The 26,141-nt window shown below is 40.3% G+C and carries 28 protein-coding genes and 1 riboswitch; of the genes, 14 read left to right on the top strand and 14 right to left on the bottom strand.

Annotated elements, in window-relative coordinates; genetic code table 11:
• Window positions 1-131 precede the first annotated feature (131 nt).
• Both FTV04_RS07415 and FTV04_RS07410 read right to left on the bottom strand, forming a co-directional pair.
• A complete protein-coding gene (locus tag FTV04_RS07415; RefSeq protein WP_180089154.1) occupies window positions 132-743 on the bottom strand; it encodes a GDYXXLXY domain-containing protein in 612 nt (203 codons plus the stop codon).
• Window positions 743-2,584 (bottom strand): DUF2157 domain-containing protein, encoded by a 1,842-nt coding sequence (locus FTV04_RS07410; RefSeq protein WP_180089145.1) that lies wholly within the window; start codon window positions 2,582-2,584, stop codon window positions 743-745. Before FTV04_RS07410 ends, FTV04_RS07415 begins: the two co-directional genes overlap by 1 nt.
• Before the next feature lie 170 nt (window positions 2,585-2,754).
• Window positions 2,755-2,908, top strand: a riboswitch (FMN riboswitch).
• Between the two features lie 103 nt (window positions 2,909-3,011).
• Between FTV04_RS07410 and ribB the strand changes: the two genes are divergently transcribed.
• Complete coding sequence (gene ribB / locus FTV04_RS07405) at window positions 3,012-3,671, top strand: 3,4-dihydroxy-2-butanone-4-phosphate synthase (RefSeq protein ID WP_078191365.1); 660 nt, start codon at window positions 3,012-3,014, stop codon at window positions 3,669-3,671.
• 87 nt (window positions 3,672-3,758) lie between these two features.
• On the opposite strand, the gene FTV04_RS07400 is transcribed toward ribB, so the two are convergent.
• Together FTV04_RS07400 and FTV04_RS07395 are read right to left on the bottom strand one after the other, a co-directional pair.
• Window positions 3,759-4,370 carry a LysE family translocator gene (locus FTV04_RS07400; RefSeq protein WP_180089144.1) on the bottom strand — a complete coding sequence of 204 codons (612 nt, stop codon included), beginning with the start codon at window positions 4,368-4,370 and terminating at the stop codon, window positions 3,759-3,761.
• Between the two features lie 63 nt (window positions 4,371-4,433).
• Window positions 4,434-4,922: a DUF1289 domain-containing protein gene (locus FTV04_RS07395; RefSeq protein WP_168378110.1), complete on the bottom strand. Its 489-nt coding sequence runs from the start codon at window positions 4,920-4,922 to the stop codon at window positions 4,434-4,436.
• A 188-nt stretch (window positions 4,923-5,110) separates the two neighbouring features.
• On the opposite strand from FTV04_RS07395, the gene FTV04_RS07390 reads away from it, so the two are divergent.
• The 5 genes from FTV04_RS07390 to FTV04_RS07370 all read left to right on the top strand — a co-directional run bounded on the left by FTV04_RS07390 (window position 5,111) and on the right by FTV04_RS07370 (window position 8,507).
• Window positions 5,111-6,043, top strand: coding sequence for a rhodanese-related sulfurtransferase (locus FTV04_RS07390; RefSeq protein ID WP_111885306.1), 933 nt, complete (start codon window positions 5,111-5,113; stop codon window positions 6,041-6,043).
• A gap of 194 nt (window positions 6,044-6,237) precedes the next feature.
• Window positions 6,238-6,534 (top strand): hypothetical protein, encoded by a 297-nt coding sequence (locus tag FTV04_RS07385; protein ID WP_078192186.1) that lies wholly within the window; start codon window positions 6,238-6,240, stop codon window positions 6,532-6,534.
• Between the two features lie 389 nt (window positions 6,535-6,923).
• Complete coding sequence (locus FTV04_RS07380; RefSeq protein ID WP_168378111.1) at window positions 6,924-7,535, top strand: DedA family protein; 612 nt, start codon at window positions 6,924-6,926, stop codon at window positions 7,533-7,535.
• A gap of 20 nt (window positions 7,536-7,555) precedes the next feature.
• Window positions 7,556-7,966 carry an ABZJ_00895 family protein gene (locus FTV04_RS07375; protein ID WP_078192189.1) on the top strand — a complete coding sequence of 137 codons (411 nt, stop codon included), beginning with the start codon at window positions 7,556-7,558 and terminating at the stop codon, window positions 7,964-7,966.
• 124 nt (window positions 7,967-8,090) lie between these two features.
• Complete coding sequence (locus FTV04_RS07370) at window positions 8,091-8,507, top strand: ABZJ_00895 family protein (RefSeq protein ID WP_180089143.1); 417 nt, start codon at window positions 8,091-8,093, stop codon at window positions 8,505-8,507.
• A gap of 80 nt (window positions 8,508-8,587) precedes the next feature.
• Here the strand turns inward: FTV04_RS07370 and FTV04_RS07365 are convergent, their stop codons facing one another.
• Both FTV04_RS07365 and FTV04_RS07360 read right to left on the bottom strand, forming a co-directional pair.
• Window positions 8,588-9,112: a YecA family protein gene (locus FTV04_RS07365; protein WP_078191372.1), complete on the bottom strand. Its 525-nt coding sequence runs from the start codon at window positions 9,110-9,112 to the stop codon at window positions 8,588-8,590.
• A 67-nt stretch (window positions 9,113-9,179) separates the two neighbouring features.
• Complete coding sequence (locus FTV04_RS07360; protein ID WP_078191373.1) at window positions 9,180-9,389, bottom strand: PA3496 family putative envelope integrity protein; 210 nt, start codon at window positions 9,387-9,389, stop codon at window positions 9,180-9,182.
• A 399-nt stretch (window positions 9,390-9,788) separates the two neighbouring features.
• Here FTV04_RS07360 and rpoD point away from each other — a divergent pair, with 399 nt between their 5' ends.
• The 6 genes from rpoD (at window position 9,789) to FTV04_RS07330 (ending at window position 16,370) form a co-directional block, all read left to right on the top strand.
• Window positions 9,789-11,678 carry an RNA polymerase sigma factor RpoD gene (gene rpoD / locus FTV04_RS07355; protein ID WP_078192191.1) on the top strand — a complete coding sequence of 630 codons (1,890 nt, stop codon included), beginning with the start codon at window positions 9,789-9,791 and terminating at the stop codon, window positions 11,676-11,678.
• A 127-nt stretch (window positions 11,679-11,805) separates the two neighbouring features.
• A complete protein-coding gene (locus tag FTV04_RS07350; RefSeq protein ID WP_078191448.1) occupies window positions 11,806-12,093 on the top strand; it encodes a YbeD family protein in 288 nt (95 codons plus the stop codon).
• 156 nt (window positions 12,094-12,249) lie between these two features.
• A complete protein-coding gene (gene lipB, locus FTV04_RS07345) occupies window positions 12,250-12,909 on the top strand; it encodes a lipoyl(octanoyl) transferase LipB (protein WP_180007583.1) in 660 nt (219 codons plus the stop codon).
• Window positions 12,910-12,985: 76 nt separating this feature from the next.
• The gene (locus FTV04_RS07340; protein WP_180007582.1) at window positions 12,986-13,519 is read left to right on the top strand and encodes a hypothetical protein; all 534 of its coding nucleotides are present in this window, start codon (window positions 12,986-12,988) and stop codon (window positions 13,517-13,519) included.
• A 3-nt stretch (window positions 13,520-13,522) separates the two neighbouring features.
• Window positions 13,523-14,707 carry an iron-containing alcohol dehydrogenase gene (locus tag FTV04_RS07335; protein WP_111885299.1) on the top strand — a complete coding sequence of 395 codons (1,185 nt, stop codon included), beginning with the start codon at window positions 13,523-13,525 and terminating at the stop codon, window positions 14,705-14,707.
• 265 nt (window positions 14,708-14,972) lie between these two features.
• On the top strand, window positions 14,973-16,370 hold the full coding sequence (locus tag FTV04_RS07330; protein ID WP_180007581.1) for an APC family permease: 1,398 nt from the start codon (window positions 14,973-14,975) through the stop codon (window positions 16,368-16,370).
• A gap of 61 nt (window positions 16,371-16,431) precedes the next feature.
• Here FTV04_RS07330 and FTV04_RS07325 read toward each other — a convergent pair whose 3' ends face one another.
• The 3 genes from FTV04_RS07325 to FTV04_RS07315 form a co-directional block, all read right to left on the bottom strand.
• Window positions 16,432-17,070 carry a hypothetical protein gene (locus FTV04_RS07325; protein ID WP_180007580.1) on the bottom strand — a complete coding sequence of 213 codons (639 nt, stop codon included), beginning with the start codon at window positions 17,068-17,070 and terminating at the stop codon, window positions 16,432-16,434.
• The gene (locus FTV04_RS07320) at window positions 17,048-17,860 is read right to left on the bottom strand and encodes a DUF6502 family protein (RefSeq protein ID WP_180007579.1); all 813 of its coding nucleotides are present in this window, start codon (window positions 17,858-17,860) and stop codon (window positions 17,048-17,050) included. Before FTV04_RS07320 ends, FTV04_RS07325 begins: the two co-directional genes overlap by 23 nt.
• Window positions 17,861-17,926: 66 nt before the next feature.
• Window positions 17,927-19,123, bottom strand: coding sequence for a cupin-like domain-containing protein (locus tag FTV04_RS07315; RefSeq protein WP_180007578.1), 1,197 nt, complete (start codon window positions 19,121-19,123; stop codon window positions 17,927-17,929).
• 152 nt (window positions 19,124-19,275) lie between these two features.
• Here FTV04_RS07315 and FTV04_RS07310 point away from each other — a divergent pair, with 152 nt between their 5' ends.
• Both FTV04_RS07310 and FTV04_RS07305 read left to right on the top strand, forming a co-directional pair.
• Complete coding sequence (locus FTV04_RS07310) at window positions 19,276-19,671, top strand: hypothetical protein (RefSeq protein WP_180007577.1); 396 nt, start codon at window positions 19,276-19,278, stop codon at window positions 19,669-19,671.
• 70 nt (window positions 19,672-19,741) lie between these two features.
• Window positions 19,742-21,331 carry a PT dipeptide repeat lipoprotein gene (locus tag FTV04_RS07305; RefSeq protein ID WP_180089142.1) on the top strand — a complete coding sequence of 530 codons (1,590 nt, stop codon included), beginning with the start codon at window positions 19,742-19,744 and terminating at the stop codon, window positions 21,329-21,331.
• Between the two features lie 111 nt (window positions 21,332-21,442).
• Here the strand turns inward: FTV04_RS07305 and FTV04_RS07300 are convergent, their stop codons facing one another.
• The 5 genes from FTV04_RS07300 to serS form a co-directional block, all read right to left on the bottom strand.
• A complete protein-coding gene (locus FTV04_RS07300) occupies window positions 21,443-21,943 on the bottom strand; it encodes a hypothetical protein (RefSeq protein ID WP_218946185.1) in 501 nt (166 codons plus the stop codon).
• 168 nt (window positions 21,944-22,111) lie between these two features.
• Window positions 22,112-22,591 carry a tRNA (cytidine(34)-2'-O)-methyltransferase gene (locus FTV04_RS07295; RefSeq protein ID WP_111885295.1) on the bottom strand — a complete coding sequence of 160 codons (480 nt, stop codon included), beginning with the start codon at window positions 22,589-22,591 and terminating at the stop codon, window positions 22,112-22,114.
• A 38-nt stretch (window positions 22,592-22,629) separates the two neighbouring features.
• Complete coding sequence (locus tag FTV04_RS07290; RefSeq protein ID WP_180007575.1) at window positions 22,630-23,334, bottom strand: hypothetical protein; 705 nt, start codon at window positions 23,332-23,334, stop codon at window positions 22,630-22,632.
• Between the two features lie 3 nt (window positions 23,335-23,337).
• Window positions 23,338-24,732: a siroheme synthase CysG gene (cysG, locus tag FTV04_RS07285; protein WP_180007574.1), complete on the bottom strand. Its 1,395-nt coding sequence runs from the start codon at window positions 24,730-24,732 to the stop codon at window positions 23,338-23,340.
• Window positions 24,733-24,805: 73 nt separating this feature from the next.
• Entirely contained in the window at window positions 24,806-26,077 is a 1,272-nt protein-coding gene (gene serS / locus FTV04_RS07280; RefSeq protein ID WP_180007573.1) for a serine--tRNA ligase, read from the bottom strand.
• Window positions 26,078-26,141 lie beyond the last annotated feature (64 nt).

Genomic DNA, 26,141 nt, shown 5'->3' with positions numbered 1-26,141 from the left:
AAGCATTTAAAGATTCTAAAAAGCCCGCAATTTTGCGGGCTTTTTTATGGCTGAAATATGCATTATTGATTACGAAAATTCAGTATTAGACGCATATCACTACATACAACTCAACAGCTCAATTTATTTGTCTACCCTGCTCTCGGGCCCTTCCACCATGCTTGATTTTGTTTACAATCAAAGGGCTGTAAATGCTCTCCGACCAACCCCACCAACAAAGGCTGACCATTTTCTTGTACCTTTAGCTCTGCATATTGCGCATCGCGATAGCACGCTTCCAAGCCTTCAGCAAATAAAAAACTGCTCGCAGCGGGATATAAACCCTCAAATCTATCGTCAGGATTTTTGAGCACCAGTTTTGTGGATGAGCTTGGATACTGCGCTAGTAACTCTGGGTTGAAACTGGTTCGAATCACTCTACGCTGTGCATCAAGCTGCGCATAACTCACAATACTTTTTTGATCGGCAAAATAGTCACGGTGTACATTTTCTTCTTTGTTCGCTTTGGCAGCCTGCCCATTGGCAGATTGCTCTACAGAAGGTAGACCACCAAAATAGAGCTGATAATTCAAGGCCATATAATCCCCTTGAATCAAAGAGCGCGGATCGACGGGTTGCAGCTTCACATAAATACTCTGACTGTTTGCCAGATGCCATTCATGACGTGCAATCATCAATACAAATAAAAGAATACTGAGTACAGCTAAACCAATAGGAAGCATTTTTTTATTGAGTATGTTCATCATGCTCCTCCCACTTGTTTAAGCTGTTTCGCAGATAACATCTTGGTGATGCCAAGCAGCAAAAGACCAGAGATCAAAATCGTTAAACTTTTCAATAAAAAACTCAGACCCAAATTGTAGTACAGCATCCATAAGCTAAAAATGATCAACACGATGCAAAGGGCTTTAACCAAAGATTGCTGATAAACCTGCGCCCATGCCAATAAAACCAATAACAAGAAAATTTCAAAATAACCCATCGCAATGAGTACAAGGCCCAATAGCAGTAACGGCCATTTTTCGCTCCCCGCCTGTTTTTTCTGATTTGCGATGTAAAGGCCAAGCCAAACCACAGGCAGTAGATAAACGATAAACAGGTCAAGAACGCCATGTTGGGTCTGTTCAAACTGTAGAACGTTATTTGACAAAGTTTGCAATACCACACCCGCCAATACGATGCATAACATCCATAACACAACACTTTTTCGATACATCGTGTGCAACCACGCTGTTGCACTCCCGAGCAAGAAAATCAGTAGAATATAATTCAATCCAGTCACAGCTAAGATGACATGTTCATCGCTCATAAAAAGATCGGCATCAAATAGTGTGGCCACTGCAAGGCCATATCCTGCAATGAGTTGAATAAAAACAATAAACCAATGCATTCGACTAAACAAACAGAGCAAGATAACACCAATTTGTAATACTAAAATAAACCCAATGCTATCGGTCAAGCTCTCTGTATGTATGAAGACCGCAGATTGGCCACATACCCATAAGCAGTAAGCAAATTGGCGACTAAAGATACTTTTAGCTCGTCGAATCAACCACCAAGCCACAGCCACAAAAACTAAGCCCATGACGATTGAAAACGCCTTCCAATAGGTCAGCAATAAGCTCGATAAAATAATGCCTGCGAACCATGCCCCAATCGCTAAAGGAATAACCGCAAATTTAGTCTGTGGCAGAAATTTCATCAGTGCCCAACTGATCACCGCAAACCAAGCAAATATCAGCAAGGCAAAAACCAACAATCCTGCACTCGAGTCAGATAAAATATGTTCTGCCCATTGGAAAATCAAAATACTGAAACTCGCGGCGAGACCTGCAGCTTGTAAACTGGTTTCTAATGCACGATGTTGTCGATAAAAATAGATAATCAGATAAATTGGAAGCAACAATGCAAAAATTAAATATTGCCATTGATACTGCTCTGCCCCATTTCCGCAGTATAAAAACATGCAATACATCGACATTAGTGTAATGAATGCTATAAATACAAAGCGCAGCGCAGCATAATATTTCAAACAAAACGTCACACATATTACCGTCAATATATTCATGCAGAGTAAATACCACCATGAATGATCAACGATTAAATAGCTTTGTTTAAAATATAAAAATAATGCCAATTGACTGATCAAACACAGTAGCGTAAAGACTCCGATATTCGGTCGATATAACCAAGGTAAAAGCAGCAAAGCCCACACCAAAAACAACAGATAACTGTCTGCACCTGTTTGATAGACCTGCCCAATCACAGCCAAACACAATCCAAGCAACAAACCGCTTAAAGTATCTAAACTTTGCTGAATCCAAGCATGCCTTGCAAAATATACACTCGTCACAGCACTAAGTACCAACAGCAACATTGGAATTGCCAATTGAATAAATTTGGGTAACATCAACCAGTTTGCCGCGATCAAATACACGAAACTGGCAGCTATCAGTGCAACACCGATCACTTGCAGATACCGAATGACCTGTACATCTTGGAACAGATCTGTTGAAAACTCTTGATCTAACTGTGAACGATGCAGCTTTATATTCTGCTGCTGAGAATGCTGAGGAGCGGTCATTTTTTATCATTATGCAATCATGGTTGATTTATCGGCACGATAGCATGCTTTGACACACTTTATATAAATGCTTACAAATCCAATCTTATAAATTTACTTATCTAAAATTTTGCAAATGATTCTAAGCAATAATCCCCCATCATCACTCAAACAGGTCTATACTCAAGACACATCGCTTCAGGGCGGGGTGAAATTCCCCACCGGTGGTAAATTTGCTGGGTTGAAAGCCCTACAAAAAGCCCACGAGCCAATCGTTTAAACGCGATTCGCAGATCAGGTGCAATACCTGAGCCGACGGTATAGTCCGGATGAAAGAAGACGACGTCACATCTCTATATCATTGATCATTTTCAATATATATCGTAACGCCACTATTTCACATGTCCTGAAATGTTCAACCGTATCTAAAATTTACGCGAGCGTTTCAATGTCTAGTTTAATTCAACCCGAAATTTTCTTTTCTGCCCTTCCACCTGCAGAACAGCGCATGCTGCAAGCCTTAGAAGACATTCGTCAAGGTAAACCAGTTTTAGTCATGGACGATTTTGACCGTGAAAATGAAGCCGACCTGATTGTTGCTGCAGAAACACTGACTGTAGAAACCATGGCACGTATGATTCGTGACGGTTCAGGGATTGTCTGCCTGTGTTTAACCGATGCTCAGGCTAATCATTTAGAACTTCCACCCATGGTGTCTGATAACTCTAGCCATTTTAAAACTGCCTTTACCGTCACCATTGAAGCTGCGGAAGGTGTTACTACTGGAGTTTCAGCAAAAGACCGAACAACTACAGTCAAAGCCGCAATTAAAGATGGTGCTGTTGCTAGTGACTTAAACCGTCCGGGTCATGTTTTTCCTTTACGTGCGCGTGAAGGCGGCGTATTGACCCGTCGTGGACATACTGAAGGGACTATTGATTTGGCACGTCTGGCCGGTTTAAAACCTGCAGGTGTTTTGTGTGAATTAACCAACCCAGACGGCACAATGGCCAATGGCGTACAAGTTTTAGCGTATGCACAAACCCATCATTTGACTGTACTCACCATTGAAGAAATTGTGCAATATCGTTTACAGCACAATCTCTAGTGCGAATTAATTAAAGCTCTACACATTCATAAAAAGGCTGATTGAATCAGCCTTTTTTATTTTTTACTGCACATTTCAAGTTAAGAATTAAACCGTGAATATGCTATAGATCCCGTAGATGGCAACTACCACTAAAATCAGCCCACACAGTGCCAACAATTTTTTATACCAGCGTGATTTCGACAATCGATGAAAAGATAAATACACCAAAGACAAAGTTGCGAAATCTAAAACGATCCAACTCAGGGTCAACACAATTAAACTCAGATCAAGATGAGGAGTAATTCCTACAAACTGCGGAAAAAATGAAGCAAAGAAAATAATATCCTTAGGATTTGAAATCCCCACGATCAGTCCTTGCTTAAAGCCCCCTTGTGCCGCTTTTAACTGCAGAGATTGTGCAGTGGGCTGTATAGTTACTTCTTTTAAAATATCAAATCCAATATAAGCAATATATAAACAACCCAGTATTTTGATGCCATCGAGCCAATGCGCATTAACATTTAAAATGCCTTTTAAAATACACACTGACAGCACAATCAAAATCAGTGACGCAAAATTTGTCCCGACAATGGTTTGAAATGCCTTTTTATATCCGCCTTGTAAACCTGAACTTGCGACCAACAGCATGACAGGTCCAGGTGTTGCAATCATTACGATGACTGCCACACAATATAAAAAGTACTCCGAATAATTCACGCTGAGATTCCTTCACTTATTTTTTTTACATCACGATAAATTTCATAAATAAAAAAAGAGGACTTAGTCCTCTTCATCCATGTTTTGCAATAAATGCAAGCGAATGGCATCTGCTCTTAAAAATGCCAAATCATAGCTGGCTGTGGCGAGTGCTAAAACACGACGTTCAAATTCATCCCACAACGGTCGCACCTGTTTGTAATGTATCCCGAGTCCACTTTCATCTGTGAAATGACGGTTTTTTTCGCAGAGCTTGAGTGCGTGATACAGTTTACGGCCTTTGCTTGCATCTGGACGTAAGCGAACTCGCTTAGACAAGACAAAGCCTTCGACATGGATGATATCTGCTTGCGGCAACATCGGTATTAAAATTTGATCTAATTGTGCATCTAAACGACACCAAATGGCCGTGTGTTGCTCTGCTGTATAGGTATTCCATTTTATGACTTCATGGTTAAAGCGGCGGCAACCACGACAGACTGAATCACCAAATACCGTAGAACAACGCCCTGCACATGGGGTTAACGAGGCAATTCGACGATCAGTACTCAAAACCGGCTCCATTCAATCAATATTTATGGGATAAAAACAACTCGGCATGACTATACACGCTAAAACTACTGAAATGAAGTTATGATCAAATGTGTGGTTAAAAGCCATCGCTTTACTCGCTTATTCATCCAAATCACGGTAGAATGTGCGCCTTAATTTTTATCCTGTTTATTCATTTGGAGTACTCCATGAACGCTACTGTAGAACAGCTTGCACCTGTAGAACAGCAAGCGACCTCTGGTTGGGTTGTTGCCGCACTTTATCAATTCAAAGAAGTTCAAGATCCTGCCGATCTTCAACAACGTCTTTTAGACTTGGTAAAAACCATCAACCTTTGCGGTACTCTAATTGTGGCAGGTGAAGGTATTAACGGTACGGTTGCCGGTGACCGTAAATCTGTAGATATCATCCATCAATTCCTTCTCAATGAAGGCTTTAATGCGATGGAATACAAAGAATCACATAGTACGGATAAACCATTCCGTAAAATGAAGATCAAACTGAAAAAAGAAATCGTGACTTTAGGTGTGGAAGTGAAACCACGTGATTTAGTCGGTCACTATCTTGATCCTAAAGAATGGAATGAACTAATTACACGTGATGACGTAATCCTAATTGATACACGTAACGACTATGAGTACAAAGCAGGTACATTTAAGGGTGCGATTGACCCGAAAACTGAGACTTTCCGTGAATTCCCTGAATACGTGAAAAAAGAGCTTGAGCAGCATAAAGATAAGAAAATTGCCATGTTCTGTACAGGCGGTATTCGCTGTGAAAAATCAACCTCACTTTTACTTCAAGAAGGCTTTAATGAGGTTTATCACCTTAAAGGCGGTATCTTAAAATATTTAGAAGAAACCCCTGTTGAAGAAAGCATGTGGGAAGGTGAATGTTTCGTATTTGACGGTCGTACTGCTGTCACTCACGGTATGGAAGAAGGCGAAAATATCAAATGTCACGCATGCGGTTGGCCACTGGCTCCTGCTGAAGTTGAACTTCCGAGCTACGAACACGGCGTATCATGCAAATACTGTATCGACAAAACTACTGAACAGCAAAAAGCAGGCTTCCGTATGCGTCAATCACAAATTGTGGCAGCAAAACGTAAGCGTCTCTAAGCAAAATTTGTTGTAACGATATATAAATAAAAGCCCTATTTTTAGGGCTTTTTTTACGCATTCTCAACAGTGACTTAATTTTTTTGACAAAATAACTATATCTGGTTATTTACGAGAATCAGTTCGCGCATTTATGCTTATTCTGATCAATTGATCCGAGAAAATCATTATAGATAATTGAAAAGGAAAGCATTATGCCAAAATTAATCAACTCTCCAATTGCAACCTCAAGGCGCCTTGCTTTACCCGCTCCCCGTGTAAAAGAAAGTGTAGGAGAATTAAAACACCTCCTTAACCAACAGTCGCATATTTTGATAGTCAGTATTGCTACATGCATTGGTGCAATTTTTGCCTTATTTATTGCTTATACATTGCACTTACAACCCACTATGCTCAACATTCTTGGACTTTGTGTGATTCCATTTGCTTTATCTCTGAGCTTACGCCAAGTCTATATTCACACACTGTTAAATATGGAACATGATGATTAATTTATGCACCTTGCAACGCTACTTATTGCAACTTTGTCCTACGCTGTTCAGTACATAAAACGATTTTTAAGGCTGCTAAAGCGCCAAAAATCAAAAATAAAATCCAAACTGAACAGCGTACACTCAATACTATAAAAACTATGATCCAAGCCTTTCAATTCTTCAATCTTATATCATTCAGCATTGCTTAATGCCATCACGCATTAATACATTTTCCTTCTAATTAAGCCTACATGTTCCTTCTAATTAAGCCTACATGCTACTTAATACAAGATGAACTCAATATTTATTGTTTTTGCTTAGGTGATTTCAGGAATATCTAAAACTGAACTTTACCCACTGCGCTTTTCAACATAGGATAAATACACCTTTTCTCTGCCTTGGCTACCATGACTTTAACTGAATGGATCATTTCAATCATGGAACAATTGGGTTATCTCGGTATTGCCCTACTCATGTTCCTTGACAATGTCTTCCCCCCAATCCCCTCAGAAATCATTATGCCCTCGGCTGGCTATTCTGCCTCCCAAGGTCAACTACTGCTCATTGGTGTCATTATTTCAGGTTGTGTCGGCTCTTTACTGGCGGCTGCATTGCTATATTGGATTGGTTATAAATTTAAGCATGAATCCATCTTTCACTTCGTCGATCGCTATGGAAAGTATTTATTTATCAAATCGGCAGATGTAAAAAAATCTCTAGCATGGTTTGAGCAATACGGTCACCGCATTGTATTTTTTGGCCGGATGATTCCAGCTGTGCGTTCTCTCATTAGTATTCCTGCGGGAATGAGCCGCATGCCATTTTGGAAGTTCATGTTTTATAGTGGTTTAGGCACGATTATTTGGACCACTTTTTTAGCTTGTATGGGTTTTTATTTAGGTGAAAATCAGCAGTTAATGCAGCAAATATTTAGTAAAGTTGGCCATGTGATTATTCTGATCACAGTCATCATTATTAGTTGGATTTTGTACCGTCGACATAAACGTCGACCTCGTTAATTTTTTGTTTTGGGGCTTAAATGAAACACTATCTCCTACACTTTGCTGCTGTTTATAGCATCGCCTTGGTGCTTTTGATTACCGTATTAATTTTTGGATTAAATCTTGGTGGTATTACATTAATTCCTACATTGGTGGCATGTGCATTAATCAGCGTTGGGCATTTTGTAAAGAAAGAACAACGTGTGCCTAGCAACCATGAAAAGATCCAACTGGTTTGGGGCTCCAGTGCCGTTGCAATCATCATTGGTAGCTTTTTTGTGCTGTTCTTGGTGCTGATGAATCCCAATGCCGAAAGCATTATGAAGTCTGTGGATAATGCAGGCATTGGGCTAACTGCTGTAGTTATGCTCTGCATGGTCGCCATTCATGGCACGATATTTCATATTGCCTACGGTTGGTATGCAGACTACTGCGCTAAAAAATTATAAATTTTTTTTAACTTATTCCGTTAGAATTTGAATCAATACCCTTCACTGAAACTTAAAATTCAGTGAAGAAACTTCGGGCAAGCTATACTCGCTCTTTATAAAACGAAAACATGAACATTAAATAATGAAAAAATACATCATCACATTTAGCATTGCTTATGCCCTCGCCATGGTTGCTGTCGCAGCCATCGAATCTTTCTTTGATTTACCCGGTGGTTCATCTATTACCTGTCTCATCGTGGGCGGTCTTGCTGCAGCATCTAGCTTTGTTAAAGACCATCAGCGAGTGCCAAATAAGTTAGAAAAGCGAACTTTGATTTGGAGCTGTATTTTAGCTTCGGTTCTCATCAGTGTCGTTGCTACAGTCATTTGTCTCTTAATATTCCCTGAAACCCAAGCCTTTATTCAAATGGCGCTAACGCAATTACCCGCTTGGGTCTGGCTGCTTGCTATCAGCTTTACCTTATTCATCCATTATCTCATGTTGGCTTTATCTTTTGGATGGATGGCAAAGAGCTTCTTAAAAGCCAAACGTAGTTAAGCCTTTAGACTAACTTTGAATTGAAAAGGTATAGCGCTAAAAAAAGCACCCCAAGGTGCTTTTTTTAAATTTCGTCGAAATTAATTTGGTGTGTGATACATCAAATATAATTCGTTCAAATTGGTTGGGATTTCTTCTGCAAGTTCATCCATCAACTGACCATTACGACGGAAAGATTCCATTTGTGGATCTTCTTCATCAATGCCGCTGAACACCATGATTGGCAAAGTTAAATCTACCAATTGTTCTTCAAACTCGTCGGTGAACCATGCATCTTCGTTTAGGAACATGGCATCAACGAAGCCAACACTCCAGTCACCAAGACTTGATTCAACATCGGCTTCTTCAATTTCAAATGGAAATTCAATACCATCTTCATTGGCAAGATTCTGACGAATCGATTCGAGCCATGCTTTTACTTGTGCAATAATTTCAGCAGGTACTTTTTTCTGATTGTTATCAAAAAGTTCGTCTAGCCATTTATCAAAAGCTGGGCCTACTGCAATTGCACATAAAAAACCATGAGTCGCTGCAAAATCTAGACCATGCTCGTTGTCATCGCCGTCTAGATAGTCACTCAAAAGGTCTAAATCTAAAGCACTCATTTCAAATCCAGAGTTAGAAACTTAATGCGTAAGCATAGCATTTTCAAGCGCTATGCTAAATCGCTATTTAGTCTTCTTCGTCATCAAAATCATCGTCATCGTCGATGTCGTAATCGAAATCTTTAAGCTCACGTTCAAGACGGCGCTGAGCCAGAAGGTCATCAATAAGTCGGCGCTTTTCTAACGATTCTTTCGCGCTAGTTTTTGCACTGGCCTCATCGAAATTCACATCATCATCACCGTAGTTATCATCTAGTTCAAAATCTGTAGAAGACACCAAAACTACCTCATAATGAAAAAAATTGAAGGGGTCTAGCCGCTATTTATATGGGATATAAAATATTGTCAAGTTTTATTTGTTTTTTTAACAACTAAACTTTAAAAATAGGTCTTTTTTTCTTACCAAAACCTGTGGCATGATATAATCCACCCTGCGTCCTTCATTTTTATGACAGTCAAAGATGGCTCGTAAAATAATCGATGCATGGGATGAACTTGAAAACAACAATTTCAGCCCCACCTAAATTACTGAATTTAAATTTTTAATATCTCATTGGACAGCTTGATGCTGTACCGTCCTAATGGGATAAGTCAGCTATTAACAAGATTTAATGAGACGATCGTGCTAAAATGCACGGTTTTTTACTGCCACAGATTCAACGAAGAGTAAGCAAAGATGAGCGATATGACTTCCCCTACTTCTCAAGTAGCGGCTCTGATTAGCCGAGGCAAAGAGCAAGGTTACCTAACTTTCGCCGAGGTTAACGATCATCTCCCGGACTCAATCACTGAAAGTGAACAGATTGAAGACATCATTCAGATGTTGAATGACGTGGGTATTCCGGTACATGATCGTGCACCAGAAACTGATGATACAATGTTTGAAGGTGGCAGCGAAGCGACTGACGAAGTTGCTGAAGAAGAAGCCGCTGCTGTACTTGCATCTGTTGAAAATGAACCCGGTCGTACCACTGACCCTGTGCGTATGTATATGCGCGAAATGGGTACAGTTGAGCTTTTGACACGTGAAGGCGAAATTAGCATTGCAAAACGCATCGAAGAAGGTATTCGTGACGTTTTACATTCTATTGCTTATTGGCCAAATGCAGTCGAAGTTGTATTACAAGAATATAAAGATTATGAAGCGGGTGAACGCCGTTTAGCTGATATTCTTTCTGGTTATTTAGATCCAGAATCTGACGAAGCCATCCCAGAAGTGATCGATGAAGATGATTCTGAGATCGATGAAGATGAAGCGTCAACCAACAAGCCAACTAAAGATGTCAAACTTGATGATGACGATGAAGAAGAAGAGTCTGAAGGTGATGATGATTCTGAAGGCGAATCTGGTCCAGATCCTGAAATTGCTAAAGCACGTTTCACTGAGCTTGAACAAGCATGGTTAGTCACTAAAGCTGCAATTGAAAAACATGGGCGTAACAGTAAAGAAGCTGCTGCTGCACTTGAAGCACTTGCAACTGTGTTCATGATGTTCAAATTCACGCCACGTTTATTCGACATCATCTCTGATTTGATTCGTAATACCCATGACCAAATCCGTACTTCTGAACGTGAAGTCATGCGTTATGCCGTACGTCGTGGTCGTATGGACCGTACTCAATTCCGTACGTCTTTCCCAGGTCAAGAATCTAACTTTGCTTGGTTAGATGAACAAATTGCTAAAGCACCTGCAGAAATGAAAGGCTATCTTGAAAAAGTCCGCCCTGACGTTCTTGCATTCCAACAAAAAATCGCTGACATCGAAAAAGAACTTGGCTTAGATGTTAAAGGCATCAAAGACATTTCTAAACGTATGTCGATTGGTGAAGCAAAAGCTCGCCGTGCGAAAAAGGAAATGGTTGAAGCCAACTTACGTTTGGTAATTTCGATTGCGAAAAAGTACACCAACCGTGGTTTGCAATTCCTCGACTTGATCCAAGAAGGTAACATCGGCTTGATGAAAGCGGTGGATAAATTCGAATATCGTCGTGGTTATAAGTTCTCTACTTATGCAACTTGGTGGATTCGTCAGGCGATTACACGTTCGATTGCCGACCAAGCACGTACTATTCGTATTCCAGTACACATGATCGAAACCATTAACAAGATCAACCGTGTATCTCGCCAACTTCTTCAAGAAATGGGTCGTGAACCGACACCTGAAGAATTAGGTGAACGTCTAGAAATGGACGAAGTGAAAGTTCGTAAAGTGCTTAAAATCGCGAAAGAACCAATTTCAATGGAAACACCAATTGGTGATGATGAAGATTCCCATCTTGGTGACTTCATTGAAGACGGCAACATCACCTCTCCGATTGATGCTGCAACGTCTGAAGGCTTAAAAGAAGCAACACGTGAAGTTCTTGAAAACTTGACTGAACGTGAAGCAAAAGTCTTGAAAATGCGTTTTGGTATCGATATGCCAACAGACCATACTCTAGAAGAAGTTGGTAAGCAGTTTGACGTAACACGTGAACGTATTCGTCAGATTGAAGCGAAAGCTTTACGTAAACTTCGCCATCCATCACGTTCAGAGCATTTGCGTTCATTCCTTGAGAATGACTAACCTATAACTAGGACAATGCAGGCTTGAATATGGGGTTTTCTGCCCCATATTATGAGCATGTAGCAAATGATTCCAAATACCTGCTCATTGCAGGTATTTTTAAATAATGAGGTGTCCCATGACTGATATGACTAATCGCGCTCCTTCACGTGAATTGCAAGAGCATCTTTGGGTCTTCCCTATGGACTACCCAATTAAATTGATTGGTAATGCAGGTGAAGAACTTCGCCTAGCAGTGAATGAAATTTTTGTTAAACATTTTCCTGATTTTGATGGCAGCAAAATGACGGTGACGCCATCTCGCACAGGTAAATATCATTCAATTACTGCTCAATTACGTTTCGAAGAGTTAGAACAAGTACATGCGGTCTATGCGGATTTAGCAGCTTGTAAACACATTCGTACTGCGCTGTAATTCTGTTGATGCAATTAAAAAAGCACGCTTTAGAGCGTGTTTTTTTATGTCTAAATACAATAGTGATCCCTTCAAGTATTCAGTATTTAACCCCCTTTTGTACGCTTAATTCATTATAATCCATACATAACTTTGATAGAAAAGGACACGAAATACGTGACTGAAACTGTTCAAAAACCCGAATTAATTATTCGTCAATATAACCACCTGACCCCTTATGCAGACCGCTTTTTAGAGATGAAAACACTCACTGAACAGCGCGATGAAAACACCCCTGATGAACTGTGGATATTACAGCATCCCGACGTATTAACTCAGGGGCAAGCTGGTAAGCCTGAACATATTTTGGTGCAAAGTAACATCCCTGTGGTACAAACAGACCGTGGTGGACAAGTCACTTGGCATGGGCCGGGTCAATTGGTGGCTTATTTCATGTTTGACCTAAACCGTTTGGGCTGGAATGTTCGTACACTGGTTTCGTATGCCGAAACCCTCATGATCGATTTGCTGAACAAATATGATATTCAAGCTTATGCCAAGCCTGATGCGCCGGGTGTTTATGTCAATGAACGAAAGATTGGTTCATTGGGCTTTAAAATTCGTAAAGGCCGCTCATATCATGGTTTAGCACTGAATATTGATTGCGATTTATTTGGTTTCCATACCATTAATCCATGTGGCTATGCAGGATTGGAAATGGTGCGCATACAAGATTTAGTACAGGATTACCCTAAATTTGAAAACTTATGCGTCGATATCATTGATACTTTGAAAAACAGTGGTTACTTTAAAGACGTAACAGTCAAACAACTATAAAAGACTTTGCTTTCTCAAATAAAATAATTTAGAGTAAAAGCTCTAAATTTAATAATTATAGATAAGGGATGTACACGTGATTGCAACTAAATCCGTTAAACCCGCGCTCCAGCAGGCCTATGTCAAACTCATGATGGATGTGATTGGTAGAGGTCTGGTCATGGCGAGCCAGGTCGATGAAGAAATTAAACAAGAAGTTTCTAAATTTCCAGTTAATTTTATTTTATCTATGAACGTTTTTCCTAATGGTGCTGCATTTGTCGCGCAAGTCACGGAAGACCACCAACTCAAACTCCTCACACCCGGCACTCAAAAGCCGGACTTAACCATTACGTTTAAGCATTTGAGTCATGCCTTTTTGGTCTTCTCATTTCAAGAAAGTACCGCACAAGCCTTTGCCAATGACCGCATGATAGCCGATGGTGATTTGTCTTATGCGATCCGACTGGTGCGTTGTCTCAACAAAATGGAAGCATTAATTTTACCTAAATTGGTGGCTGAATTGGCTGTCAAAGAATATCCAACACATTTAAGCCTAAAAGAAAAACTCAGTGGTGCTGCAAATATTTATTTAAAAGTAGCCCAGTCTTATTTAAAACGGAGCGCATAACACATGGCTAAACCATATTACGAATTTTTCTGTCCTGTAAAAGTGATTGCTGGCCATGCTGCTTTAGAACACATCCCATTTGAACTGTCTACGTTGGGTGCTAAACGCCCCATGATCATTACCGACAAAGGCGTTCGCAGTAACCAATTACTTGCACCGATTGAAGCGGCATTTGAAAGTACCGAGACGGTAATTGGCTATATATTTGATGATGTACCGCCAGACTCAAGTTTAGAAACCGTACGTAAAGCGGCTCAACTTTACCGCGACAACCAATGTGATGCCATTATTGCAGTCGGTGGCGGTTCAGTCATTGATACCTCTAAGGCAACCAATATCTTGGTGTCTGAAGGTGGCGATGACTTACTGAAATACTCAGGTGCGCACAACTTACCAAAACCGTTAAAACCATTTTTTGTGATTCCAACAACCTCGGGTACAGGTTCAGAAGTGACTATGGTCGCTGTGGTTTCTGACCCTGAAAAGAATGTAAAAATGGCCTTTGCATCGAATTATTTGATGCCACATGCGGCAATTCTTGACCCACGTATGACGCAAACTTTGCCACCCCATCTTACGGCGATGACAGCGATGGATGCGATGACGCATGCCATTGAAGCCTATACGTGCATGGCGGCGAACCCGATTTCAGATGCCTATGCAACTGCCGCAATCAAGAAAATTAGCAATAGCTTATTTGGTGTATTAGATAATACCAGCGATGCACATGGTCGCTTAGAACTTGCACAAGCTTCTACGATGGCAGGAATTGCATTTTCGAATTCGATGGTTGGATTAGTGCATTCATTAGGTCATGCACTGGGTGCAGTCGCTCACCTGCCCCACGGCTTATGCATGAACTTATTCCTGCCGTATGTGTTGGAATACAACAAAGAAGTAAATGGCGATAAGATTGCTGAATTGCTATTACCACTGGCTGGCCCTGATATTTATGCACAAACGCCGGCCAACCTCCGCGCTGAAAAAGCCATTTCAACACTTTTAGCCATGCGTGACCGCTTGTTTAGTTTGACCAAATTACCTCGTACTTTGAGTGAAACTGGCAAGGTGACAGAAGCTCAATTAGATGAAGTGGCAGAGAAAGCACTGAATGATGGATCGATTATTTATAATCCTAAAGAAGCCAGCTTAGAAGACCTCAAAACTATTCTAAAAAAAGCTTGGTAATTGCTGAAAAATAAGCGAATATAGCGAAAAATTAAGCCTGATGTTTTTTTAAACATCGGGCTTTTCACTTGCAGAACACAATATCAGTTATTTTTTAATCAAACTGGCATAATTTCTGCTAAAAATAATTTCAAAGTTACTGACAAAATGTACCAATTTGGAGTAGATTGGCGCACTTTTGTTTTAAAACGTAGGGGGGATCGTTCGTCTCAAACGATCCTTAGAATATGACTGATCCTTGATCAACGATAAGAGGATAACGCCGTTGACAAATATCTCTGGGACTCAATCGGCAGCTAAACTGCAAAAAACGCTTGGACTCTGGCACATTATTATTATTGGTTTGGCTTATATTCAGCCGATGACCTTGTTCGATACCTTCGGTCTAGTTTCTGAAGAAAGTCATCGACACGTGCCGACATCTTACATTATTGCCCTGATTGCAATTTTGTTTACCTCTATCAGTTATGGACATATGATCCGTCGCTATCCATCATCGGGTTCGGCGTATACCTATGCTCAAAAATCCATTCACCCGAACGTTGGTTTCATGGTGGGCTGGTCATCATGGCTAGATTACCTGCTGTCTCCAATGGTGAATATTATTCTTGCAGTGATTTACCTTGAAGCACTATTTCCAACAGTAAACCACTGGGTATGGGTCATTGTGCTAACGGCATTCATGACTGGAATTAACTTACGCGGCGCGCGTTTTGTTGCTAACTTTAACAGCCTGATTGTACTTGTGCAGTTATTAGTAATTGGTATTTTCACGTGGATGGTCTACAGCAAGCTTCAAATGGGCTTCAATGCTGATGGCCCGATTTCTGCGGCAGAACGCTACCAATTATGGAGCCTTGAGCCATTCTGGAATGAGCTGACGTCTGTGGGTGCGCTGATTACAGGTGCAACATTACTGTGCTTCTCGTTCACTGGTTTTGACTCATTAAGTTCATTGGCAGAAGAAACAAAAGATACTGAGAAAACACTGCCGAAAGCGATTTTCTTAACTGCTTTAATCGCAGGGATTATCTTCATTATTAGTACCTACTTCATGCAGCTGTTCTTCCCTGCTGAGCCGGGTAACTATTTCAAGAATATTGCTGAAACACAGCCAGAGATACTCTTGCTCGTCGGCGGCTCACTGTTCCAATCCTATGTTTTAACTTTTGCGATTGTGACAGTAATGGCATCAGGTATTTCTGCACATGCCGGTGTATCACGTCTGATGTACGTAATGGGGCGTGATGGCGTCATTAACAAGAAGATCTTTGGTCATATTAGTCCGAAAAACTTCACACCATCGTACAACATCATGATTGTAGGTGCGGTTGCATTAACTGCGGGCTTTATGGATCTTGATATTGTCATTTCGATGATTAGTTTTGGTGCATTGACAGCCTTTACTTTCGTGAACTTATCTGTGATTTCACGTTATGCACTTCGTGATGGCCGCACAAAAACAGCCAAAGATATTTTTAGCTTTGTCGTTATTCCAATGCTTGGCTTTATCAGTATCTTTGCGATGTGGTTAGAAATTGAAGAAACTGCTTTGAAATATGGTTTATGGTGGGCAATGTTCGGTATTTTATACCTTGGTTATAAAACTAAAGGTTTTAAACACCCAGCACCACAACATAACGAATTTGATGATAAATTCTAATCAAGTTTATCTCTAAACAAAAAAGGCGCTTAAAGCGCCTTTTTTGTTTTAAATATACCAATTAAGGTTGTATGAATTTTCTAGATTGCTGAAATTGAATTGAAATTTCTTCACACTTGTCTGGTGTATTGCCTTTTAATTCAACCGATGCTCCATCACCGTGTGACCATATACCATCTTCAACAGTCTCTAAATTTACAGCTGCTTCAAATATATGCTGTTGTTGTGGATAGAGTTTGATATCTATAGGTGTATCACATACTTGTTTTGGAAAATATGGTCTAACCTGCTCGAATAATTGCATGGTTAATGGCATATCACATTGCAAATGAATGGTGACTGGTACGCTATTGGTATTTTTTAAGATCAATTGAACATTTTGCGAATTAAGATCCGCTTGGGCAGCAGGTATTTCTACATACGTTTTTGTGTCAATCGACTGACGATCAAATGGATTGAGGAAGGCTAATTTACGTTCCACGCCATAACAAGAATCCTGCACGGAAGCTGAAAACTCTAAATATCGTGTCCCCAAGATAATTGTTCCGCGGCCATCCCCTGCATGACCGATATCAATGATTGGATCACCTGTACCTTCAATTGTAACCCCACCACTTCGAAAAAACTCTATGTCACAACCCGCTAAAACGCTGATCAAGCCACAAAGGGTTAAAGTCTTAAAATTTAATTTTCGCATCATGTTGATAAACTCCAAAGCGAAATGCACGATTTGCTTCAGGATTCCCGTCATCCATTGCGCAACGCTCCGCGGCAAGTTTTAAAAGTTGTAGTGAGTATTTCTGCCAAAGCTCTAAGCTCATTTCATGTAATTTATTAATCGATTCTTCTGTTAATTCGTCAGCACAAATGGCTTGTTCTAAGTAAGGTATTTCATCAGGATTCAATAAATTATGCAAACCCGCTTCTAAATGCGCTTGAACATTTCGTGTTAAAATTTTACGTGCTTCTAACTGCGAAGGATCTGGAATAAAACGACGTTGTTGTAAATACACCTGTCCATCTTTTTCAGTGGCAATTTCCAAACGAACAAGCTCATTGAGTACCGAACGTGGATGGCGCTCGGTGGAGATACGTTTCACTAACATTTCAAAACTATTTTCCGACTCACTACTAAAGGGCAATGAATCCCCCCAGCCTTCTGCAAGCCACAAACCAATCACACGTGATGGCACACTAATTGGCTCCGAAACAGTTGCTTCAGTCAGATCCTTACCCTCAGAAATCACTTCTTTATAAGCAGTCACGTCTTTACGGTGCAGGCCAGAAAGTAAACTGATCGCGGAAATCGTCGGTTTTTGATCGATACGCTCTAACTCTTGTACAGCTTGTTGGAAAAAAACCGGTTTCAATGCAGCAGTAAACTCGGTATATCCCACACCTGAGCGAATCAGCCATTGGCTCAGCTCATTCATCAGCACCAATACTTGCTGTAAATTTTGATCTGCCTCATTAGTGAGAAGTTTGCTCATTGAATTGCCATGAAAATTAGACTGCATAAGTGAAATTTTCGCATTGTTTAATCTACTTCACAATTTTTATCTGATGAGATCTTGAGGATATTCAGTAAAAAAATGATTATTTACATTAAAATGCGTAAAAGAAACACTGATCGAGATATCTAAACTTTCAACACTATGCCACCAACCAATTGGGATAAATAAGGTTTCCCCTGGTTGCAAAATGCACTCGAACGGTGTCACATTTTCTAACAGTGGATAGGCTACTAGATCAGCCTTTGCGACGTCTGAAACCTGACTGAATACCCAATGATCGTTATACATATACGGCATTTGCCATGCAGGAATCAAAGTCACTTTTTTACGTCCATAGATTTGTGCCAACATATTATTGGTTAAGTCATAATGCAGTGGTGTAAATGTGCCTGCAGGGCCAAACCATAAAAAATGTCGATCTTTGATCTCGTTTTGACAATAACCTTTGGCGAAGTCACCTAGATCCTCACTTATCTTTTGCATGAACTGCTTATTTTGAGCGGCGTTATTCGCAGTTAAATAAATGTCATTGCTACGCTTAGTGGCTTTGATTTGTGCGACAAAATCTTGCATCAAAATAATGCGTTTCAACTGTACCGATTTTTTTTCAAAATCTTGATACTGCTCACGATGCATCTGGACTTCAACCAACTCATTTTCAAAATGCTGTGCAAAATATTTAGGACTCCATTTATGCAATGCAGGCCAATGTTGTATCCCACCTTTTAAAATGACCGGCCGCATCTGGCTATAATACTGCTCTAGAAATGTTGCAAAATCAGGTGTTTCTATGCAATCGATTGTGGATGGACTGTGGTCGTTCAATTGATTCAATTGACCCATCACCTGTAATAACCAGCGCTGTTTATTCTGCTGTTGCTGTAGTTGCTTCAGTTTTTTTAAAATTACGTTATTGTTTACATGCTTTAAAAACTGAATGATCAAATGATTTGAAATATTTTTTTGCTTAATTTTTTCTAAAATTTCAACTGTCTCTAAGCTCTCAAGACTGTAGTCCAAAAGTTCATTTTGCAGCTGTTCTGAAAGTTGTTCATCTTCAGAAAATAAGTATTGATCCACCCTTGGGCTTAATCCATGTGATTGTAAAATTAGACTTATTTTCTGTACATCGCAACCATTTTCAATATTTTCATTCAACCAATTTTGCCATTCCGTCGGTAAGGACTGATACCAATTTTTACTTTGCTTTAGATGTTCACTCTGGCTTTCTACATTCATTTTCACCACTCCACCCTCTTTACAAGTGAAGTATAAATGATCTATTTTTAAAATGCTAAATTTTCGCATTTTATAATTATTTAAACACCGCGAATGTTATGAATCCGTCAAATATCACGCGGAATGACATAACAAAGTAAAGGAGAAAGTTCATGAAAATTCGTCATTTAGTCATCGTTAGCAGTCTGTCTTTAGCTTCAATACCGGTATATGCAGGTTTTGCCGATACCATGCGTGATTTAAGAAATACGCTGAATCAATTTAATGAAACATCCAAAGAAGTATCGAATACCGCAAAAGAATGGACAGGCAGTCAGGCCACGACTAATTCAAATTATGCTGCAAATGGTTTCAGTATGGGACAGCAACTTAGACCTAAAATTAATAATCTACCGCTTTATAAAACTGCCGATAAATCGAGCCAAGTCATTAATAAACTGTCAAAAAATGCAGATATTATTTTTGCGGGAAACATGACTAAAACAGGTTTGATAGAAGTCACTACAGAACATGGCAATGGCTGGATTGAATCACACCTTGTTCAATAAATCTTGATTTTAAATGTTTATACAACCGCATCAGCCGTACATAACAACTTTACTCTATTGAGCACTAGTCATGAATAATAATCACAAAATCAGCATTATCGCTGCTGTATTTACGACATTGGTGGGCTGTGGTGGATCAAGCTCCAATGATGGTGGCGCGACACCTACACCTACACCTACACCTACACCTACACCTACACCTACACCTACACCTACACCTACGCCAACGCCAACGCCAACGCCAACGCCAACGCCAACGCCAACAACTGTAGCGGATAAATTCACAGGTGAATGGATTCAAGGGAACTCTGCTCTCGGTAACAGTAATTGCGATTTACCACAAATTTCAATTCATAAAACCAGTGAAAATTCAGTCAGTGCACTGAACGAAGAACTTAAATATGCGGTACACAATAGTTCAAGCAAAACCTGCAGCGGCGAATTTATTTCCAAACGCTATCAATTACTTCATGACATGGTTATAAGTGAAATACAGCCGGCTGCAACACTAAATAACTTTGAATATCATGCGATTAAGTTTCAACCAGTCAGGGGTGGCGCGACTACCAACCGTGTCTTAACTTTTTTAAATAATCATTCTTTCTGCGTAATTAATGCGACGATTTCAAATCCAAGCTATATCATCATGCAACGTGGTCTAATTACTGACCCACTCAAGGACAGCCGCTGCTATACAAAAAATTCCAATGAATTCTTCACCAATTTAAAACCGAAAACCAAAATCACAACTGCAGACTTCAAGACTGAGAGCTTTATTAATACCACCGACACTGTGAACTTCTTGGCTCAGCTCAATACAATGGGACAAAGTGGTTATAAGTTAATTGGCTATGATTCTAAAACTTTGGACAATGGCAATGTTAATAGCTACATGAAACTTGCCAATAAAAATACGCGTTTCAATCATATTGTGGCAGATCGTACAGCACCCTCTACCGCTGACATTTATTTTACATGGCGTAATCAGTTAAACGAAAAAGGCAAATCAGGCTATCAATACCTGCATAGCGTCAGACCAACCAATGCCCTGAATTTCAAAGATTATTTTATTAAGAAGGAAAATGATACCGCAACATACACCTATGACAGCGGCTATGTTTCCCCACTCGTCGACCCAGTGCAACTGGAAACCATACTTAATACACTGGGTGCCCAAGGCTGCCGTATTATTCAGTTCAAAAACTATTTCACAGGTTTACGACCTGAAGTTCTGAACGGCAAACAAAATAGTCCTAAAGTTGCAACCTGTATAAATAGCAGCGCACACCATGGCACTTACAGCTATCGCTATAAAACTTACCCAACCGGCAGCAATAGTGTAGAACGCAGCATAAAATTACAGGAGATGATCGATGAGCAAGCTAAAGACGGTTACCGCTTAGTCAGCCGTGCTTTAGATATGAGTTCAACCACCAAAAACGGTATGCTGTTTATGAAAGACAGTGAAAACACCAATGTCGGTGAGTTTAAAGTCTTTAGCGAAACTGTCTTTGCAACGTCGACATTTAACGACGTCTTACTGAAACGTCTTCAGCAGCAAGGTCAATTGGGTTGGTTATACACCAGCGGTCAACTGCTGTTTGCAAATAATCCAAAACATCTGCAAACAGAGCTGAGTGACTTTAATCTAATTGATTAATTCACGAGGTAATTTGAGCTTTTAAAAGTACTTAAGCTTTTCTATGTCCTTGTTGTTTCGACATCAAGGACATTAATTATTGAAATGGATCAAAGCAATAATACACACCGATTATTTTAAGCGGCAGTTAAAACCCATCTTGGTATCTACTATATTTTTTTCATAACCTAAACTTTGAATAAATTGATTTCGATCTGCTACTAACTGCTGATCGGCAGGGCTAAGACGCGCTTTATTTTTTTGAGCCAAGCTGTATGTTTCATTGACTAAGTCTTGATATAGCCCACATACTTCCTGACGCTTTGCTTTTTTCAATTGGCGACCACCATACCAAGAACGCTCAAAATCGTCGGCTTTTAGTGTTTTTCCCCATTCCTCAATACGCTGATTTTGCCTTTGCTGCATTTCCAGCATGCCCTGCTGGATTTCAGCCTTAGTAAAAGGCTTGATCACCTCAACCTTCGGTACAACTGGAACATTTTCTGTAGTTGCAGTGACGGTCACTGGTGTCTGTTCTGTTGTGTTCGATACGGTTGGATTAGCCCAACTCATTGATGAAATGAATCCGGTCGCAATCACGACACCAAAAGCTTTTAAATTTATAGATTTCAAGTTTTAAGTACCCGTTTTATTTCTTCACAGTGTTCTTATACACATTTTTATATTGATGCTGAAGTTTTTAAGCCCTTATTTTACAAAACTTCATTGCTGTAAACGGTTCACTGTGTTCACTCCCAATAAAAAACCGCTCGATAGAGCGGCTTTTTGAACAGATCACACTTAGACCAATTCTTTAAAGTCTTGCTGACGCCAAGCTTCATATAAAATCACAGCAGTAGCATTGGACAAGTTTAAACTGCGTGAATTTGGTGCCATCGGCAGGCGAATCCAATGTTCTTTCGGGAACATCATACGGACATCTTCTGGCAAACCACGTGTTTCTGGCCCCATCAACAATGCTACAGGGCGATTTAGATTAGAGGTATGCGGTGTTTCAAATCCTTTGGTGGTTAATGGATAAATGGCATCCATCTCAATACCTTGCGCTTTTAAGCCCGCAAGGCATTCTTCAAAGTTTTCCCACACTTTCATGTGCGCCCATTCATGATAATCCAAACCGGCGCGGCGAAGTTTTTTATCATCCAGCTCAAAGCCTAATGGCTTGACCAAATGCAACTGCGCTCCAGTATTGGCACATAAACGAATGATATTCCCTGTATTTGCAGGAATTTCTGGCTCGTATAAAACAACATGTATCACGTATTTTCTCTATATTAAATTGTTTGATAAATACATATTTACCAAGATTTGACCAACTTCACTTTTGCAATCCCCCATGGGACTGCTTCAAGTCCTGACGATTCATCATTTAGAAAATCTTCAATTTCAGACTGTCTTGAAGAATCATCAAATAAATTATTGTAATTAAGTTCTAAATTGAATTTCTCACAAAGCCTATCTGCAAGATGGTGACAATGAAAACTGTGAAAATCTCCACAAGGTTCTATGCCAATATAGTCATAGCCTAAAAGTAATTCATTTGTATCTTCAGGTTCAACAATTACCTTCTTCAAACATGCATAAAGGCCGACCTCTCCTATATTAGGAAAAGCAGGTTTATAAATTTCAAGAATATCCTGTCTATATTCTTCATCAATATACATTGATAATAAGTGAACATTTTGACAATGCTCAAAGAATTTATGCTTATATTCTAAAGCAGTTTCAATATCGTAAAAGAGGCTGATCCAACCAACCTGATCTTGCAAACTATGTTGATCAGCCCACTTCCGCAAGTTACTCAATTGCAAATTAGACAAATTAAACTGGCTTTGTACATCTTCTATTTTAAAATGTGCATTTTTAACGCATGAATAAGACCAATCGCTAATCAAATGATCATTAATGCAAGAACTGCAAGTACGAATAAATTGATTAGCCCTGTTCAATAATGCATGCTGTTTAAGCCGCAACAAATAATAGCCAGCAAAATAATAGGCCATCCATCAATCCAGCCATTGAAGCTGTTCACGCAGACTCACCACATCACCAATAATCGTCAATGTAGGCGCCTGAATTTGGTATTCACTGACTTTAGATGCAATATCTGCCAATGTCCCGACCACGACTGTTTGTTCAGGTGTCGTCCCTTTAGAAACCAATGCGACAGGCATGTCTGAACGCTGCCCATGCGCGATGAGTTTCTCACAAATTTTTTCTAGACCGACCAAGCCCATATACAGCACAAGCGTTTGATTTTGATAAACCAACTCATTCCAAGGCAGCTCAGGCGAACCTTCTTTCAGATGGCCTGTCAGGAAGCGTACACTTTGCGCATAATCACGATGCGTTAAAGGAATCCCTGCATAAGCCGAACAACCAGATGCAGCAGTAATCCCTGGAACGACTTGGAAGGCAACGCCTGCCGCAAAAAGTTCCTGAATTTCTTCACCGCCGCGGCCAAAGATGAATGGATCTCCGCCTTTTAAACGGCAGACACGTTTGCCTTCACTTGCATATTTCACCAGTAAGGCATTGATGCCTTCTTGCGGAACAGCATGATTAGATCGTGCTTTACCTACGTAAATTTTTTCAGCGTCACGGCGGCAGAGGTCCATAATCGGCTGAGAAACCAAACGGTCATAGATCACCACATCCGCTTGCTGCATTAAACGCAGGGCTTTTAAGGTCAGCAGTTCAGGATCACCCGGCCCTGCACCCACCAAATACACCTCGCCTTTCGGCTGTTTCCATTCCAATATGGCCTGTTCAATCAAACGATTGGCTTCGGTCAAATTGTCATTAAATACCTGCTCTTTGAGCGGACTTGCATACAAGTCTTCCCAAAAAATACGGCGTTCATCTGGATTGACGATTTTGGATTTAACGGCTGCGCGCCACTTACCTGAGAACTCAGCCAGTTTGCCCATGCCATGCGGTATTGAGCTTTCTAACTGGGTGCGTATTTGACGCGAGAGTACTGGCGATGTGCCATTGGATGCTACGGAGATGACCAGCGGAGAACGGTTAATAATCGCAGGAACCATAAAACGGCAATGCGGCGGATCATCAACACTATTGACCAAGACATTTTCAGCTTCGCAGGCTTCAAAAACCGCCTGATTGACCGCTTTGTCATTGGTTGCTGCAATCACTAAACGAAACTGACGCAGCGCAATGGCATTTTCTTGATAAACCGATTCGTGATAAATCGAGTTGAGATATTGACCTTGGGTTTTATTAACCAAGGTCAATAAATCATCTTCAATTTCGGGTGAGCAAACTGTCAGCTGAGCGCCCGCTTTTGCAAGCAGCACAGCCTTTCTATATGCAATTCGACCACCACCAACAATCAGACAAGGTTGCTGCTGCAACTTCAAAGAGATTGGAAAGATATCCACACACGACCTCAATAGTTTAAATCTGATTGTCTTAAGCAATTTTTGTGCACAAATGTATGCACTTTATCGACTATTAATCGATAAATTCAGCACCGCCCATATATGGACGAAGTACTGCTGGAATTTCAATTGAACCGTCTGCACGTTGATAGTTTTCCATCACGGCAAGTAAAGTACGACCAACTGCCAAACCTGAACCATTCAGCGTGTGTACAAACTCAGTTTTCTTTTGGTCAGCACGGTAACGCGCTTTCATACGGCGTGCTTGGAAGTCACCCATGCATGAGCAAGATGAAATTTCACGGTAGGTATTTTGACTTGGCACCCAAACTTCTAAATCATAAGTTTTGATTGCACCAAAGCCCATGTCTCCGCCACACAGAACGACTTTACGGTATGGTAAGCCTAATGCTTGAAGAATACCTTCGGCATGACCCGTTAATTCTTCCAAAGCATCCATCGAAGTTTCAGGTTTTACAATCTGAACCATTTCTACTTTGTCAAATTGGTGTTGACGGATCAAACCACGTGTATCACGGCCATACGAACCCGCTTCGCTACGGAAACATGGCGTATGTGCTGCATATTTTAAAGGTAGACGTTCTGGGTCAATGATTTCATCACGCACGAAGTTGGTTACAGGCACTTCTGCAGTCGGGATCAGGTAGTATTCTTTTTCGCCTTGAAGTTTGAATAAATCCTCTTCAAATTTAGGCAATTGGCCTGTACCACGTAAAGAATCTGCATTAACTAAATAAGGTACATACGCTTCTGTATAGCCATTTTCCAAGGTATGTGTATTTAACATAAATTGGGTAATTGCACGCTGTAAACGCGCCAATGGGCCTTTGAGTACGCTAAAACGAGTACCTGTCAATTTGGTTGCGGTTTCAAATTCTAAACCGCCCATCATTTCACCCAAGTCAGTATGGTCTTTGATCTCAAAATCAAACTGACGTGGTGTACCCCACTTTAGAACTTCAACATTGTCATTTTCGTCTTTGCCTTCTGGCACAGACTCATGAGGTAAATTTGGAATCGATAAAGATTTGGCTTCAAGTTCAGCCTGAAGCTCAGAAAGTGCAACTTCTGCGGCTTTAATTTCATCACCAATAGCAGACATACGTGCCATGATTTCAGATGCATCACCGCCAGCTTTTTTAATTTGACCAACTTGTTTTGCACCAGCATTACGTTCAGCTTGTAACGACTCAGTTTTAGACTGAATTTCCTTACGGCGAGCTTCAAGGTCTGCCCACTCTGCTACGTTAAGTTGAACACCACGTTTTGCTAAGGCTAAGTTTACAGCCTCAATATTATTTCTGAGTAATTTCGGGTCGATCATAGCCAATCTTAAGTAAAGAAAAAAACTGGCTATAGTGTAAGCTCTTAACACTTAAAAATACAGT

It is taken from the genome of Acinetobacter sp. YH12219 (assembly GCF_013417875.1).
In the GTDB taxonomy this organism is placed as follows: Bacteria; Pseudomonadota; Gammaproteobacteria; order Pseudomonadales; family Moraxellaceae; genus Acinetobacter; species Acinetobacter amyesii.
Note: the sequence above shows the minus strand (reverse complement) of the source record. Positions and strands in the feature narration are given on the sequence as shown.

Bases quoted from the DNA above. Each gene is read 5' to 3' on its own strand.
- FTV04_RS07415 (WP_180089154.1), bottom strand. From the start codon at position 743: ATGAACATACTCAATAAAAAAATGCTTCCTATTGGTTTAGCTGTACTC.
- FTV04_RS07410 (WP_180089145.1), bottom strand. From the start codon at position 2,584: ATGACCGCTCCTCAGCATTCTCAGCAGCAGAATATAAAGCTGCATCGT.
- ribB (WP_078191365.1), top strand. From the start codon at position 3,012: ATGTCTAGTTTAATTCAACCCGAAATTTTCTTTTCTGCCCTTCCACCT.
- FTV04_RS07390 (WP_111885306.1), top strand. From the start codon at position 5,111: ATGAACGCTACTGTAGAACAGCTTGCACCTGTAGAACAGCAAGCGACC.
- FTV04_RS07385 (WP_078192186.1), top strand. From the start codon at position 6,238: ATGCCAAAATTAATCAACTCTCCAATTGCAACCTCAAGGCGCCTTGCT.
- FTV04_RS07380 (WP_168378111.1), top strand. From the start codon at position 6,924: ATGACTTTAACTGAATGGATCATTTCAATCATGGAACAATTGGGTTAT.
- FTV04_RS07375 (WP_078192189.1), top strand. From the start codon at position 7,556: ATGAAACACTATCTCCTACACTTTGCTGCTGTTTATAGCATCGCCTTG.
- FTV04_RS07370 (WP_180089143.1), top strand. From the start codon at position 8,091: ATGAAAAAATACATCATCACATTTAGCATTGCTTATGCCCTCGCCATG.
- FTV04_RS07365 (WP_078191372.1), bottom strand. From the start codon at position 9,112: ATGAGTGCTTTAGATTTAGACCTTTTGAGTGACTATCTAGACGGCGAT.
- rpoD (WP_078192191.1), top strand. From the start codon at position 9,789: ATGAGCGATATGACTTCCCCTACTTCTCAAGTAGCGGCTCTGATTAGC.
- FTV04_RS07350 (WP_078191448.1), top strand. From the start codon at position 11,806: ATGACTAATCGCGCTCCTTCACGTGAATTGCAAGAGCATCTTTGGGTC.
- FTV04_RS07335 (WP_111885299.1), top strand. From the start codon at position 13,523: ATGGCTAAACCATATTACGAATTTTTCTGTCCTGTAAAAGTGATTGCT.
- FTV04_RS07325 (WP_180007580.1), bottom strand. From the start codon at position 17,070: ATGATGCGAAAATTAAATTTTAAGACTTTAACCCTTTGTGGCTTGATC.
- FTV04_RS07320 (WP_180007579.1), bottom strand. From the start codon at position 17,860: ATGAGCAAACTTCTCACTAATGAGGCAGATCAAAATTTACAGCAAGTA.
- FTV04_RS07315 (WP_180007578.1), bottom strand. From the start codon at position 19,123: ATGAATGTAGAAAGCCAGAGTGAACATCTAAAGCAAAGTAAAAATTGG.
- FTV04_RS07310 (WP_180007577.1), top strand. From the start codon at position 19,276: ATGAAAATTCGTCATTTAGTCATCGTTAGCAGTCTGTCTTTAGCTTCA.
- FTV04_RS07305 (WP_180089142.1), top strand. From the start codon at position 19,742: ATGAATAATAATCACAAAATCAGCATTATCGCTGCTGTATTTACGACA.
- FTV04_RS07290 (WP_180007575.1), bottom strand. From the start codon at position 23,334: ATGGCCTATTATTTTGCTGGCTATTATTTGTTGCGGCTTAAACAGCAT.
- serS (WP_180007573.1), bottom strand. From the start codon at position 26,077: ATGATCGACCCGAAATTACTCAGAAATAATATTGAGGCTGTAAACTTA.